General features: G+C 74.3%; 12 protein-coding genes. 2 read left to right on the forward strand and 10 right to left on the reverse strand.

Annotated features, from left to right (window positions below; genetic code table 11):
* The 9 genes from AB8Z75_RS22230 to AB8Z75_RS22270 all read right to left on the reverse strand — a co-directional run.
* Window positions 1–885: ABC transporter ATP-binding protein (locus AB8Z75_RS22230; protein ID WP_369204687.1), on the reverse strand; the 885-nt coding region annotated here is incomplete at its 3' end.
* 150 nt (window positions 886–1,035) lie between these two features.
* Window positions 1,036–3,195: an MMPL family transporter gene (locus AB8Z75_RS22235; protein ID WP_369204689.1), complete on the reverse strand. Its 2,160-nt coding sequence runs from the start codon at window positions 3,193–3,195 to the stop codon at window positions 1,036–1,038.
* 121 nt (window positions 3,196–3,316) lie between these two features.
* A complete protein-coding gene (locus AB8Z75_RS22240; RefSeq protein WP_369204691.1) occupies window positions 3,317–3,610 on the reverse strand; it encodes a hypothetical protein in 294 nt (97 codons plus the stop codon).
* Entirely contained in the window at window positions 3,607–4,005 is a 399-nt protein-coding gene (locus tag AB8Z75_RS22245; RefSeq protein ID WP_369204693.1) for an ArsR/SmtB family transcription factor, read from the reverse strand. The genes AB8Z75_RS22240 and AB8Z75_RS22245 overlap by 4 nt, the downstream gene beginning before the upstream one ends.
* Before the next feature lie 218 nt (window positions 4,006–4,223).
* The gene (locus tag AB8Z75_RS22250) at window positions 4,224–4,745 is read right to left on the reverse strand and encodes a hypothetical protein (RefSeq protein WP_369204695.1); all 522 of its coding nucleotides are present in this window, start codon (window positions 4,743–4,745) and stop codon (window positions 4,224–4,226) included.
* A 78-nt stretch (window positions 4,746–4,823) separates the two neighbouring features.
* A complete protein-coding gene (gene ilvD, locus AB8Z75_RS22255; protein WP_369204697.1) occupies window positions 4,824–6,677 on the reverse strand; it encodes a dihydroxy-acid dehydratase in 1,854 nt (617 codons plus the stop codon).
* A gap of 84 nt (window positions 6,678–6,761) precedes the next feature.
* The gene (locus AB8Z75_RS22260; RefSeq protein ID WP_369204699.1) at window positions 6,762–7,508 is read right to left on the reverse strand and encodes a TetR family transcriptional regulator; all 747 of its coding nucleotides are present in this window, start codon (window positions 7,506–7,508) and stop codon (window positions 6,762–6,764) included.
* Entirely contained in the window at window positions 7,505–8,422 is a 918-nt protein-coding gene (locus AB8Z75_RS22265) for a sugar phosphate isomerase/epimerase family protein (RefSeq protein WP_369204701.1), read from the reverse strand. Before AB8Z75_RS22265 ends, AB8Z75_RS22260 begins: the two co-directional genes overlap by 4 nt.
* A gap of 194 nt (window positions 8,423–8,616) precedes the next feature.
* Window positions 8,617–9,549: a Ppx/GppA family phosphatase gene (locus tag AB8Z75_RS22270; protein WP_369204703.1), complete on the reverse strand. Its 933-nt coding sequence runs from the start codon at window positions 9,547–9,549 to the stop codon at window positions 8,617–8,619.
* 166 nt (window positions 9,550–9,715) lie between these two features.
* On the opposite strand from AB8Z75_RS22270, the gene AB8Z75_RS22275 reads away from it, so the two are divergent.
* Window positions 9,716–10,540 carry a hypothetical protein gene (locus AB8Z75_RS22275; RefSeq protein ID WP_369204709.1) on the forward strand — a complete coding sequence of 275 codons (825 nt, stop codon included), beginning with the start codon at window positions 9,716–9,718 and terminating at the stop codon, window positions 10,538–10,540.
* A gap of 21 nt (window positions 10,541–10,561) precedes the next feature.
* On the opposite strand, the gene AB8Z75_RS22280 is transcribed toward AB8Z75_RS22275, so the two are convergent.
* Entirely contained in the window at window positions 10,562–12,211 is a 1,650-nt protein-coding gene (locus AB8Z75_RS22280; RefSeq protein ID WP_369204705.1) for a hypothetical protein, read from the reverse strand.
* A gap of 320 nt (window positions 12,212–12,531) precedes the next feature.
* Between AB8Z75_RS22280 and radA the strand changes: the two genes are divergently transcribed.
* Window positions 12,532–13,938 carry a DNA repair protein RadA gene (gene radA / locus AB8Z75_RS22285; RefSeq protein ID WP_369204707.1) on the forward strand — a complete coding sequence of 469 codons (1,407 nt, stop codon included), beginning with the start codon at window positions 12,532–12,534 and terminating at the stop codon, window positions 13,936–13,938.
* The last annotated feature ends 44 nt before the right edge of the window (window positions 13,939–13,982 follow it).

Consider the following 13,982-nt stretch of genomic DNA (forward strand, 5'->3'; position numbering starts at 1 on the left):
CGGTGAGGGGGCGGAGTCCTCGGCGGCGGGGTCCTCGGCGGCGCGGGCCGCGTCGACGAGGGCGAGGAAGGCTTCCTCGACGGTGTCGCTGCCGGTCTGCTCCCTGAGCGCCTGCGGGGTGTCGGCGGCCAGCAGGGTGCCGTCCCGCACGAGGAGCAGGTGTGCGCAGCGGTTCGCCTCGTCCATCACGTGGGAGGAGATCAGCAGGGTGGTGCCGCGGGCGGCGAGGCGGTGGAAGAGGTCCCACAGGTCGCGGCGGAGCACCGGGTCGAGGCCGACGGTGGGTTCGTCGAGCACGAGGAGTTCGGGGGCGCCGAGCAGGGCGACGGCCAGCGAGACGCGGGAGGCCTGGCCGCCGGAGAGGTTGCCCGCCAGGTCGTCGGCGTGGGAGGTGAGGTCGACGTCGGTGAGGGCCTGGGCGACGGCGGCGGCTCGGCGGGAGCGGGGGATGCCGAGGACGGCGGCGTAGTAGTCGAGGTTCTGGCGCGCGCTCAGGTCGCCGTAGACGGAGGGTGCTTGGGTGACGTATCCGACGCGGGAGCGCAGCCCGGCCGATCCCGCGGGGCGGCCGAGGACGTCGAGGGTGCCGGTGACCTTGGCCTGGGTGCCGACGATCGCGCGGATGAGGGTCGATTTCCCGCTGCCCGAGGGGCCGAGGAGGCCGGTGACGGTGCCGGGGGTGACGTCGAAGGAGAGGGCGTCGAGGACGCGCCGGGACCCTCGGACGACGGTGAGGCCGCGGGCGCGGACGGCGGGCCCGCGGCGCTCCCCGGCGCGATCGGTCGATCCACCCGGTCCGGTCGGGCCGGGCGGACCGGGCGGATCGGCCGGCCCGGGTGGCGGTTGCGGGTGTGGGGCTGGAGGTGGTGGAGGCGGTTTATTCATCACACGTTGAATTGTGCTGCGGGCTGTGCTCGGGCGTCAAGGACACAGGGCGGTGACGGCGGCACCCCGCCGCGCCGCGCCGCGCGGTGCGGTGCGGTGCGGACGGCCGGCGGTGCGCCGCCAGACGGAGGCGGGAGCGCCTGCTGGGCTTCAGACCCTCTCCTCCTGCGGACGCGCCACCCGCTCGCCCGCGTGCGGTGCCTCCTGCCCCCGGTGGCGGCACGGGCGCCCCGGCCACCAGATGCGGGCGCCGAGGTCCAGGGCCAGCGAGGGCACCAGCACCGTGCGGACGAGGAAGGTGTCCAGCAAGACGCCGAAGCCGACCAGGACGCCCAGCTGGGCCATCGAGACCAGCGGCATGGAGGCGATCACCGCGAAGGTGGCCGCCAGCACGATCCCCGCCGAGGTGATCACGCCGCCGGTGGAGGTGAGCCCGGCCAGCACCCCTGCGGCGTGGCCCCGCCGTCCGACCTCCTCGCGCACCCGGGTCATCAGGAAGATGTTGTAGTCGATGCCCAGGGCGACCAGGAAGACGAAGCCCATCAGGGGCAGCGAGTTGTCCACCGCGGGGAAGCCCATCAGGTGCTGGAAGATCAGGTTCGAGGCTCCCAGTGCGCCGAAGTAGGACAGCACCACGGTCGCCAGCAGGAGCAGCGGTGCGACCAGTGAGCGCAGCAGCGCGACCAGGACGAGCAGGACGACGGCGAGCACGACCGGGATGACGGTCCGCAGGTCGCTCTCGGCGGCTCTTCGGGTGTCCAGCGACTCGGCGGTCGTGCCGCCCACCAGCGCGTCGGCTCCGTCGACGGCGTGGACGGCATCCCGCAGCCTGTCGACGGTGGCCTTGGCGGCGTCGCTGTCGGGCGCGTCCTCAAGGACGACGGCCAGCGAGGTCAACCGCCCGTCGCTCGTGCGGTCTTGGATCCTGGCGGACTCGACGCCGTCGACGTCCACCGCCGCGCCGCGCACCGCCTCGCGCGCGCCGGTGCGCGCCACGACGGTGGCGGGGTCGGAGGCGCCCGAGGGGTAGTGCGCCGACAGCTTCTCCTGGGCCACCACCGACTCGGGTGTGTCCCGGTACATCTCCTCGTTGGTCAGGCCCAGGGTCAGCCCTGTCGCGCTCAGCGCCAGCACGGCCGTCACGCCGACCGACATCAGCCACGACCAGCGCGGGCGGCGCGCCAGCAGGGCGCCGATCCGGGACCAGAGGGTGCTCGCCTGGCGCGGCGCCGTTCCGTGGCGCGGTACGAACGGCCAGAAGACCCACCGTCCCGTCGCCACCAGCAGCGCGGGCAGCACCGTGACCATGGCGAGCAGGGCACAGACGGCACCGACCGCGCCGACCAGGCCGAGCGAGCGGGAGGAGTTGATGTCGGCGAAGGCCAGGCAGGCCAGGCCGACGGCGATGGTGCCGGCGGAGGCGAGGATCGCGGGGCCCGACCGGCGCAGCGCGATCCGCATCGCCTCGTGCCGGTCGGCGTGGTGGTGCAGTTCCTCGCGGTAGCGGGCGATCAGCAGCAGCGCGTAGTCGGTGCCGACGCCGAACACCAGCACCATGAGGATGCCGGCGCTCTGCGGGTCGACGGGCAGTGCGGCGTACCTGGCCAGCAGGTAGGTGGAGACCTGGGTGAGCACGGCGGCGAAGCCGACCGACAGCACGGGGAAGAGCCACAGCAGCGGGCTGCGGTAGGTGAGCAAGAGCAGCAGTGTGACGACGGCCCCGGTGGCCAGCATCAGGGTGGAGTCGAGGTTGTCGAAGACCTCGATGCTGTCGAGCAGCGATCCGGCGGGGCCGCCGACGGCGACGTCGAGTCCTGGAGGCGCGTTGGCGGCTGCCACGCTGCGGATCTTCTCCAGGTCGTCCGTCATGTCGTCGTCGCCGGTAGTCAGGGGCACGACAAGCATGAGGGCCTTGCCGTCCTTCGAGGGGACGGGCCCCGTCAGCTTCTCGCCCTGCGGCACCAGCGGGGCGAACGCGGCGCGGTCGGCGCGCGCCTTGGCCGCGTCGGCCTGCGTGACGGCCGTTTCGCCGCGCGCGTAGACGGCGACCGCGGGGATGATCTCGTCCTCGCCGCGGAACTTCTCCAGCGCGGTGTTGACCTGGGCCGACTCGGCGCCGCCGGGCAGGAAGGCGTTGGCGCTGCTGTCCTCGACCTCGGTGAGCTTGCCGGCCAGCGGGCCGAGCGCCAGGACGATCAGCAGCCAGGCGGCCAGGACCAGCCACTTGCCGCGCCTTCCGCCGGGTGCCGTGGCGAGACGGCGCGGCACGCCGGGGCGCCTGTTGCCCGGAGGCGGAGAGAGAACAGGCATGGGTACCCTCCAGGGGGTGGGTGTGGGACGCGAGGGGTTCGCGGAAGCTCACGCTCACGTGTACGGCCGGGAGTTGCCGCTCCCGGCCGTACGAGCGCCGTGCACGAAGGTGGCGAGCCGGTTACTCGATCTCGCGCATCATCTTCTCCATCGAGGCGATCGAATGCCGCGCCTGCGTCAGCTCCTCGACGCTGCGGCGGTGCAGCTCGACGTTGTCCTCCAGGAGCTGTGCGTACTTGAGGGCCAGCTGCTTGTACTGCTGCTCCCGCGCCGCCAGCATCCGGGCCCGCCAGGTGGCGGCGAGCTGCCAGACCACGACGATCAGCAGGACGAAGACCCCGCCGGTGCCCAGCGCCGCGGCCCAGACACCGGCCGCGTCGACCGGCGGAGCCGCGGTCGTGAGGTACTCGTTCACGTCGCTCTCTCTTTCTCGTCCGAGACCTGCTCGCCCGGCGGAGGGCCGGCTCCGTGCTGCTCGCCGGCGGCCTGGGCGGCCTGATCCGTGAGGGTCCGCGCGGCCTCGGCGACGACCTGCGGGGTCAGCGCGTAGGCGAACGGGGACACCTCGAAGAACTTCATGGCCTTGCCGCTGTCCGACAGCTCCAGCGACCCGACCACCAGACCGGCCGCCTCCAGCCGCTGGAGGTGCATGTGCAGCAGCGGGCGGCTCATGCCGATCTCACGGGCGAGCCTGCTGACGTAGTTCCGGCCCTCGGCGAGTGCCGCGACGATCCGCATCCGGTGCGGGTTGCCGAGCGCTGCCAGGATCTTCAGCAGTTCGTCTCCTGTCGGGGTCTCGATCGCGCTCACCGCGACCCCTCTCTCTTGGGTGTAAGAAGAATCTGACACGTGGCGGAACGAGGTGTCGAGGCAAAAAGTGCCTTGTCCGGGACGATTCAGGGTTTCCCCTGACACGACTGCGGGAGGGCCCCGAGGCCCTCCCGCAGCGGAGATATTGACGTGTGCACCTCAGCGCCGTCTCGGCGTCTGCCGCGCCGGCTACCTCGGCGGCTGCCCAGGCTGCTGCCTCAGCGTTTGCGCTTCTTCTTCCTCGCCGCCGGATTGCCCGTGCGGGTCTGCCGCTGCCGCGCGTGGCGGGCCACCGCCGCCTCGTACTCGGCCCGGTGCAGCCGCTCGCCGGGCGCCTCGACGCAGGTGCGCAGCGCGTAGGCCAGCAGCACCCCGACGAAGCCGATGATCCGGATGCTGTGCATCGACGACTCGGCCGACGCCTCCCGCTCGTCGGGGCGGCGCCCGTAGAAGGTCAGCGTCCGTGCGAACGCCATCGCGCTGCACACGGCGAATGCGGCGACCAGCAGCACACTCGCCCAGCTGCCGATGTCGGCCACCACGACGCCCTGATAGGCGAAGCGCAGCACGAAAGCGCCCGCGCCGGCCGCCAGCACGGCACCGACGCCGAGGCCGAGGCGGCGCAGCGCGTAACCGCCGGAGTGGTCGAGCCAGGTGGTGCCGTAGAAACGCAGCGGCTCGGGCGCCGGCCCGTGAGTGGTCGGCACGCTGTTCTCGGGGGGCTTCGAGATGTCGGGCACGGTTCGATTATCGCGCGCCCGGAAACGACGCCGGGCCGGGCCCCGTGCGGGCCCGGCCCCGGTCGCGGCGGGTGCGCCTCAGCGCTCCAGCAGGGTCACGTCCCGCACCGCGCCGCGGTCGGCGCTGGTGGCCATGGCCGCGTAGGCGCGCAGCGCCGTGGAGACCTTGCGCTCGCGGGCCGCGGGGGCGTACCGGCCGCCCAGGGCCTCGCGCCGCGCGGCCAGCGTCTCCTCGTCCACGTCCAGCCGCATCTGCCGGCGGGGGATGTCGATGACGACGGTGTCGCCGTCCTCGACCAGCGCGATGGCGCCGCCGCCCGCCGCCTCCGGCGAGATGTGGCCGATCGACAGGCCCGACGTACCGCCGGAGAAGCGGCCGTCGGTGATCAGCGCGCAGGCCTTGCCCAGGCCCCGGCCCTTGAGGAAGGAGGTCGGGTAGAGCATCTCCTGCATGCCGGGGCCGCCCTTGGGGCCCTCGTAGCGGATGACGACGACATCGCCCTCCTTGACCGTCTTGTCCAGGATCTTCTGGACGGCCTCCTCCTGCGACTCGCACACGACGGCGGGCCCGGTGAAGGTCAGGATCGACTCGTCCACGCCCGCGGTCTTCACCACGCAGCCGTTCTCGGCGAGGTTGCCGTAGAGCACCGCCAGGCCGCCCTCGGCGGAGTAGGCGTGCTCGACGTCGCGGATGCAGCCGCCTGCCGCGTCCACATCCAGGGACTCCCACCGCTCGGACTGCGAGAACGCCTCGGCCGAGCGCACGCAGCCCGGCGCCGCGTGGAAGAGCTCCAGCGCCTCGGCCGACGGGGAGCCGCCGCGGATGTCCCACGTCTTGATCCACTCGGCGAGCGAGTCGGCGTGCACCGTGTGCACGTCCTCGTTCAGCAGCCCGCCCCGGTACAGCTCGCCCAGGATGGCGGGGATGCCGCCGGCGCGGTGCACGTCCTCCATGTAGTACGTGCCGCCGGGAGCGACGTTCGGGGCGACCTTGGCCAGGCAGGGCAGCTTGCGGGAGAGCTGGTCGATGTCGTGCATCGTGAAGTCCAGCTCGGCCTCCTGGGCCGCCGCCAGCAGGTGCAGGATCGTGTTGGTGGAGCCGCCCATGGCGATGTCGAGGGCCATGGCGTTCTCGAAGGCGGCGCGGGAGCCGATGTTGCGCGGCAGGACGGTCGCGTCGTCCTGGTCGTAGTAGCGGCGGGCGGCCTCCACGACCGTGCGGCCCGCCGTCTCGTACAGCTCCCTGCGTGCCGTGTGGGTGGCCAGCGTCGAGCCGTTGCCCGGCAGGGCCAGGCCGAGGGCCTCGGTGAGGCAGTTCATCGAGTTCGCGGTGAACATGCCGGAGCAGGAACCGCAGGTCGGACAGGCGTTCTGCTCGATGCGCAGGATGTCCTCGTCGGAGACCTTGTCGTTGGCCGCCTCCGACATCGCGTCGACCAGGTCCAGCTTGCGGACCGTCCCGTTGACCAGCGTGGTCTCGCCCGCCTCCATGGGGCCGCCGGAGACGAAGACCGTGGGGATGTTCAGCCGCATCGCGGCCATCAGCATCCCCGGCGTGATCTTGTCGCAGTTGGAGATGCAGATCAGCGCGTCCGCGCAGTGCGCCTCGACCATGTACTCGACCGAGTCGGCGATCAGGTCGCGGGACGGCAGCGAGTAGAGCATGCCGCCGTGGCCCATCGCGATGCCGTCGTCCACCGCGATCGAGTTGAACTCGCGCGGGATGCCGCCCGCCGCCTTGACCGCCTCGCTGACGATGCGGCCCACCGGCTGGAGGTGGGTGTGGCCCGGCACGAACTCGGTGAAGCTGTTGGCCACCGCCACGATGGGCTTGCCGAAGTCCTCGCGCGCTACGCCGGACGCCTGCATGAGGGCACGCGCCCCCGCCATGTTGCGTCCGTGGGTGACGGTGCGGGACCTCAGCTCGGGCATGGCTGCCTCTCCCTTTGCATGCACTGGCAGCGCCGGAAGCGCCACCGAAACAACTCGTAGAAGAACCGAGGGTACGCCTCCGGCTCAAGATCCGGACACGGAGTCCGGATCCTGGACGAACCCGCCGTGCGGAGCCGCCTCCGAGCCCGCACGCGAAGCCGCCCCCCGGCCCCCGTCCGGCGCCGGGCCCGTGAGGTGCTGCTGGACGACGGGCGCGAGCCGTCCGATCACCGCGGAGACGGGCTCGGAGGCCAGCGGCTCCAGCCGGATGACGTAGCGCAGGAGCGCCACCCCCACCAGCTGCGCCGCCGCCAGGTTCACCCGCAGCCGCGCGTCCGCCTCCCCCAGGTGCGCCGCCACCCGCGAGACCAGGTTCCGGCTCAGCAACGCGCGGAAGACGGCGGCGGCCCGCTCGTTGTTGACCGCGGAGCGGACGATGGCCAGCACCGGTTCCCGGGTCTCGTGGTCCTCCCACATCCCCAGGAACGTGCGGGTGACCGCCTCGCCCACCTCCCCGGGCGCCACCCCCTCGATGAGGTCGGGGACGGCCAGCGCCGGAGCGAGCGCAGCCTCCACGGCCGCCGCGAACACCTGCTCCTTGGTGCCGAAGTAGTGGTGCACCAGCGCCGCGTCCACCCCCGCGCCGCGCGCGATGGCCCGCACGGACGCCTTGTCGTAGCCGCGCTCGGCGAACTCGCCCCGCGCCGAGGCCAGAATCAGCTCGCGCGTGCCGGGGCCGTCCTCGCCGCCGCGGCGTGCCGGGCGGCCCCGCCCGCGCGGCGCCGCGGAGGCGGTCTCCGCGCGCCCCGCGGGGTCGTCCGGCGCGCTCACGCGTCCCCCCGGCCGGGAGCGGCGGACCACCCGGCGTCCGGGTCCGCCGGGGCGCGCCCGGCCTCCGCGTCCGGGCCCGCCGGGGTGCGGCCGGCCTCCGGGCCCCGGGGCTGGGCCGCGAGGTGGAGACGCGTGTAGGCGAGGGCCTCGGCCAGGTCCTCCTCGCGCTCGGCCGCCGACATGGCGCGGCGCGTGTTGACCTCCACGACGACGTGGCCGTCGAACCCGCGTGCCGCCAGCCGCTCCAGCACCTCGGCACACGGCTGCGAGCCGCGCCCCGGAACCAGGTGCTCGTCCTTGGCCGACCCGTTGCCGTCGGCGATGTGGACGTGGCCCAGCCGGTCCCCCATCCGCTCCACCATCGCGAGGGTGTCGTTACGGGCGGTGGCCGTGTGCGAGAGGTCGATGGTGAAGTGCCGGTAGTCGTTCTGGGTGGGGTCCCAGTCGGGGGCGTAGGCGAGCATCTCGCGGTCGCGGTAGCGCCACGGGTACATGTTCTCGACGGCGAACCGCACGTCGGTCTCGTCCGCCATCCGCCACACACCGCGCTCGAACTCGCGCGCGTAGCCGCGCTGCCAGCGGAAGGGAGGGTGGACGACGACCGTGGAGGCGCCCAGCGTCTCGGCGGCGGCGCGGGCCCGCACCAGCTTCTCCCAGGGGTCCTTGGCCCACACGCGCTGGGTGATGAGCAGGCACGGGGCGTGCACGGCCAGGATCGGGACGCCGTGGAAGTCCGAGAGGCGGCGCAGCGCGTCCACGTCCTGGCTGACCGGATCGGTCCAGACCATGACCTCGACGCCGTCGTAGCCGAGGCGCCCGGCGATCTCGAACGCCGCGGCCGTCGACTCCGGGTACACCGAGGCCGTCGACAGGGCGACCTTCGCCTGGGAGACCCGCACGCTTTCGATGCCCACCCAGCCACCCTAAGCGCGTGCCGCTCCCCGCGAGGGAGTCGGCCACTGGGAGCCCGCTCACACCCCGACGCCCCGCCCGCACCGCGGCCCCCAGCCGGCGGGCCCCAGTCGGCGGGCCCGCAGCCGGCGGGCCCGCAACCGGCAGGCCCCAACCAGCAGGCCCCCAGCCGGCAGGCCCGCAGCAGCACCGCCGCTCAGAGAGCCGGGAGGCGGTCCAGACGGCGCAGGATGACGCCCTCACGCAGCGCCCAGGGGCATATCTCCAGCTCGTCGACGCGGAAGAGGTCCATGGCGGCCTCCGCGACGAGAGCGCCGGCGAGCAGCTGGTGGGCCCGGCCCTCGGACACGCCGGGCAGCCCCGCGCGCTCCTCGGCGGGCATCGCGGCGAGCTTGGGCACCCACTCCTCCAGAGAAGAGCGGCCGAGCGCGCGCTGCGCGTACAGCCCGTCGGCGCTGCGGGGAGCACCCGCCATCCGCGCGAGCTGCTTGAACGTCTTGGAGGTGGCCACCACGCGGTCGGGCGGGCCGAGCCGGTTGAAGTCACCGACCGTGCGTGCGATCTCGGCGCGTACATGGCGGCGCAGCGCCCGCACGTCCGCCGCGTCGGGCGGGTCCCCCGGCAGCCAGCCCGCGGTGAGCCGCCCCGCGCCCAGCGGCAGCGACACCGCCGCGTCCGGGTCCTCGTCGAGCCCGTAGGCGATCTCCAGCGAACCGCCGCCGATGTCGAGCACCAGCAGCCGCCCGGCCGACCAGCCGAACCAGCGCCGCACGGCAAGGAACGTCAGCCGGGCCTCGTCGGCGCCCGAGAGCACCTCCAGCTTGACGCCGGTCTCCTCGGCGACACGAGCGAGCACCTGCTCGGCGTTGGCCGCCTCGCGCACGGCGGACGTCGCGAACGGCAGCAGCGCCTCGACGCCCTTCTCCTCGGAGACCTCCAGCGCCTCGGCGACGGTGGCGGTCATCCGCTCGACGCCCTCCCGGCTGATCGACCCGTCGGCCTCCAGCAGCTCGGCGAGCCTGAGCGCCGCCTTGTGCGAGTACGCGGGCAGGGGGCGGGCGCCGGGGTGCGCGTCCACCACGAGCAGGTGGACCGTGTTCGACCCCACATCGAGGACACCGAGTCTCATACCCAGCACGCTAGCGGCTGCGCCGCCGCCGACGACGGGGAGCGGCGTACGGGCGGAAGGGCGGCTGCCCCGTACGCTGGTCGGCGTGGGTACGACGAAAGCGGCGAAGCAGCAGAAGCAGGGCGGCGCACGCGGGGCGCACAGCCCGGCGGCCGAGGGGCCGTCGGTGGGCGCGGCGCGGGACGAGTCGGGCGCGGCACGGGACGAGGAGGTCGCCCTCGACTTCACCCGTGCCTGGGTGGAGTTCCCCGACCCGGCCGACGACGAACAGGTCTTCCGCTGCGACCTGACCTGGCTGACCTCCCGCTGGAACTGCCTGTTCGGCAACGGCTGCCAGGGCATCACCGAGGGCCGCGCCGAGGACGGCTGCTGCACCCTGGGCGCGCACTTCTCCGACGAGGAGGACGAGGAACGCGTCGCCACCCACGTGGCACGGCTCACACCCGAGATGTGGCAGCACCACGACGTCGGCACCGGCGCGCTGGGCTGGGCCGAGGTCAACGAGGAGGGCGAGCGCCAGACGCGGCGCTGGAACGGCGCCTGCATCTTCCACAACCGCGCCGGCTTCGAGGGCGGCGCGGGATGCGCACTCCACCTGCTCGCCCTGCGCGAGGGCCGCGAACCGCTGGAGACCAAACCCGACGTGTGCTGGCAGGTACCGATCCGGCGCACCTACGAGTGGGTGGAACTGCCCGACGGCGAGGAAGTGCTCTACGTCTCGATCGGCGAGTACGACCGCCGCGGCTGGGGCGGCGGCGGACACGACCTGCACTGGTGGTGCACGGCGGCACCGTCCGCGCACGGCGCGGGCCGGCCCGTCTACCTCTCCTACCGCGCCGAGTTGACCGAGCTCATGGGCAAGGCCGCCTACGACCACCTGGCCGAACTGTGCGAACAGCGGCTGGCGAGCCAACTCCCCCTGATGGCCCCGCACCCGGCGACCGAGGCCCACGCCTCCGCCGCCCGCGCGACGGACCAGGGCACCGCGTGACACCACCGGGGCGGGACGCCCTCACGGCGAACCGGCCTCGGTGGGCGTCGGAGACGGGCTGACCGTCCCCGTCGGAGTGGGCGTCGGCGTCGGAGACGCCGGAGAGGCCGGCACCCCCGGTGCCCCCGGAGAACCGGGTGCGCCCGGCACGGACGACGGGGGCCGGGGCGCCGAGTGCGCCGGCGGACGCGCGGAAGAACGGCCACCGGCGACCGGCCCGGCGGCCGGTCCGGCAACCGACGGCAGGAGGCCCCCGGGGCCCGTACGACGGTGTTTGCCGACCGCCCCTCCTGCCCCCGTGCCCGCTGTCCGTTTGCCCGCTTCGGACGCGCTGCGATGGCGCCCGTCACCCCCCGCGTGGCGGTCCTTGTGCCCCCAGCCGCCCTCACGCTGCGGCCGGGGGGCCGAGCCGCTCCCGCGGGGCTGGTCGGGAGCCGCGGCGGAACGCTCCGCCTGGGACGCGCCGACATCCTGCCCGCCCCGGTAGGCGGCCCAGGCGCCCAACACCGGCGCGGCCACCACGGCCGTGGCGACCGTCGAGGTGAGCACCCGCGCCCGCAGCCGGTCGCGCCGCGCCGCGCGGTTGCGCTCGCACACGGGGAAACCGGCACGGTCGAAACGCGGTGCCCGCTGGGCGCGCGCACAGCGGGCCAGCTCCACCGCCGCGTACACCGCGGAGCGCGGAGCGGCGACGAGAGCGAGCGCGGCGGAGGCAGGCGCGGTACCCGGCCAGGAGACGCCCGCCATGGCGCGCTCGGCGGCGCGCCGGCACTGGGCGCACTCGTCCACATGCCGCACCAGTTCGCGGCGGAGCGCGGACCCCATCAGCAGCCGGTCGTCCCCGGCGAGCCGGGCCACGGCGGCGCAACCACCGGACTCGACGACGCGCAGCGCGGCCCGGGTGCGCTCCACCTCGCAGGCCGCGTTCATCAACAGGTCCTCGGCGGCGTCGGCCGGCATCGCGAGGACCGCCGCGATCTGCGCGGGCGGCAGACCGTGCCGGACGGACAGCTCCAGCGCCTCACGCTGCTCGGGCGACGTACCCGCCGCCTCCGGCCAGGCCAGCGCGGCGAGTTCGCTCCGCCTCCGCACCCGCGCCGCCTCGTCGAGCAGATCCCACCCCGTGGCGGCGGGGGACGCGGGGACGGGCGCGCCATCCGCTACCGCCCACCGGCCCGCGTCGGCGGACGGGTCCTCGGCCACCGCCCCCGCGTCACCGCCTCGGGTGCCGGCGCTGGCCCCGGCCATGCCCCTGGTCCCGGCCTCGTCCCGGGCCCCGGCCATGTCCTGGGCCCCGGCCATGTCCCTGGCCCCGGCCTTGGCCCCGGCCCCGGCTCTGGCCTTCCGGTCGGCGAGCCGGCGGGAGCACGACCACCTGGCGAGGGCGTAGAGCCAGGGACGGCGGAGGTGTTCGGCCTCGGGGGCACGGCCTCGGGAGTGCTGCCGGTCGGCGAGCGCGAGCGTCTCGCCGAGCGCGAGAAGGGCGGCTTCGTGCTCGCACAGCACGGACAGACAGTAGGTGAACAGGCCGTCCAGATACGCGTCGCCCGGATACGTGTCGCCGCACTGCGGCGCGGTGCCGTCGGCATGCCGGTGCGTCGTCCTTCCCACCCGGTGCGCTGGCGGTGCGCCGGTGGAGTTCCTGGGGTGCTCGCGCCTGCTCGTCTTCACCCCGCGACGGTAGGCGGATGATGGCGCTTTGCTGGACCCGTCGGCGAGGGATTACTACCTTCGGGTGACGTTGTCCTCCAAAAGAGGACACGCGCCAGGGGTTTCGCGACAACGACGTCACAAAGGGCGCACAGGGGGCGCACGGCCAGAGCCCGGCCGACCGCGCGCGGGCCCACCGTTCACCACACCCGAGGACACCACGGAACGGCCGCGGGCCACCGCGAGCCGCCCGCAGGACCCCGCAGCGACCGGGCACCCCCGCACGCCCTCGTCCGCCGCCCCGGGACCGGCTGTCGGTGGACGTCGGTACCGTGACCGTCATGGCCACCCGTAAAACGTCTGCGAAGGACCGTCCCACCTACCGCTGCACCGAATGCGGTTGGCAGACCGCCAAGTGGTTGGGCCGGTGCCCCGAGTGCCACGCCTGGGGCACCGTCGAGGAGGCGGGCGGGATCCCGGCGGTCCGCACCACCGCACCGGGCCGGGTCTCCGCGCCCGCGCTGCCCATCGGCCAGGTGGACGGCCGGCAGGCGACGGCCCGCGGCACGGGGGTGCCCGAGCTGGACAGGGTGCTGGGCGGTGGCCTGGTGCCCGGCGCGGTGGTGCTGCTGGCCGGGGAGCCGGGGGTCGGCAAGTCCACGCTGCTGCTGGACGTGGCGGCCAAGGCGGCGGACGACGACCACCGCACCCTCTACGTCACAGGGGAGGAGTCCGCGGGCCAGGTGCGGCTGCGCGCGGACCGCATCGGCGCCCTCAGCGACCACCTGTACCTCACCGCCGAGACGGACCTGTCCGCGGTGCTGGCCCACTTGGACGAGGTGAAGCCCTCGCTGCTGGTGCTGGACTCGGTGCAGACGGTGGCCTCGCCCGAGATCGACGGCGCCCCCGGCGGTGTCGCGCAGGTGCGGGAGGTGGCGGGCGCGCTGATCCGCGCGTCCAAGGAGCGCGGCATGTCCACGCTGCTGGTCGGCCACGTCACCAAGGACGGCGCCATCGCCGGGCCCCGCCTCTTGGAGCACCTGGTGGACGTCGTCCTGCACTTCGAGGGCGACCGGCACGCGCGGCTGCGGCTGGTGCGCGGGGTGAAGAACCGGTACGGGGCGACCGACGAGGTCGGCTGCTTCGAACTGCACGACGAGGGCATCACGGGGCTGGCCGACCCCTCGGGGCTGTTCCTGACCCGCCGCGACGAGCCGGTGCCCGGCACCTGCCTGACGGTGACGCTGGAGGGCCGCCGCCCCCTGGTCGCCGAGGTCCAGGCGCTCACCGTCGACACCCAGATCCCCTCCCCGCGGCGGACGACCTCGGGGCTGGAGAACTCGCGGGTGTCGATGATGCTGGCCGTCCTGGAGCAGCGCGGCCGGATCAACGCGCTGGGCAAGCGGGACATCTACAGCGCGACGGTCGGCGGGGTGCGGCTGTCGGAACCCGCGGCGGACCTCGCGGTGGCTCTCGCGCTGGCCAGCGCCGCCGGGGACACCCCGCTGCCGAAGAACCTGGTGGCGATCGGCGAGGTCGGTCTGGCGGGCGAGGTCCGCCGGGTCACGGGGGTCCAGCGGCGGCTGTCGGAGGCCGCGCGCCTCGGCTTCACGCACGCCCTGGTGCCCGGCGCCCCGGGGCGGGTGCCCGACGGGATGCGGGTGCTGGAGGTCGCCGACATCGGTGAGGCCCTGCGGGTGCTGCCGGCCCGCCCGGCCCGCTCGGGCACGGCCGCCGCCGGCGGCTGAGCCGCCACCCGCGGCCCCGCACGCCCCGGGCCGCCGGGCACCAG

Source organism: Streptomyces sp. PU-14G (genome assembly GCF_041028275.1).
Lineage (GTDB): Bacteria > Actinomycetota > Actinomycetes > Streptomycetales > Streptomycetaceae > Streptomyces.

What these genes read in the sequence shown, in the direction of transcription:
- AB8Z75_RS22235 (WP_369204689.1), bottom strand. Translation starts at nt 3,195, where the DNA reads ATGCCTGTTCTCTCTCCGCCTCCGGGCAACAGGCGCCCCGGCGTGCCG.
- ilvD (WP_369204697.1), bottom strand. Translation starts at nt 6,677, where the DNA reads ATGCCCGAGCTGAGGTCCCGCACCGTCACCCACGGACGCAACATGGCG.
- AB8Z75_RS22270 (WP_369204703.1), bottom strand. Translation starts at nt 9,549, where the DNA reads ATGAGACTCGGTGTCCTCGATGTGGGGTCGAACACGGTCCACCTGCTC.
- radA (WP_369204707.1), top strand. Translation starts at nt 12,532, where the DNA reads ATGGCCACCCGTAAAACGTCTGCGAAGGACCGTCCCACCTACCGCTGC.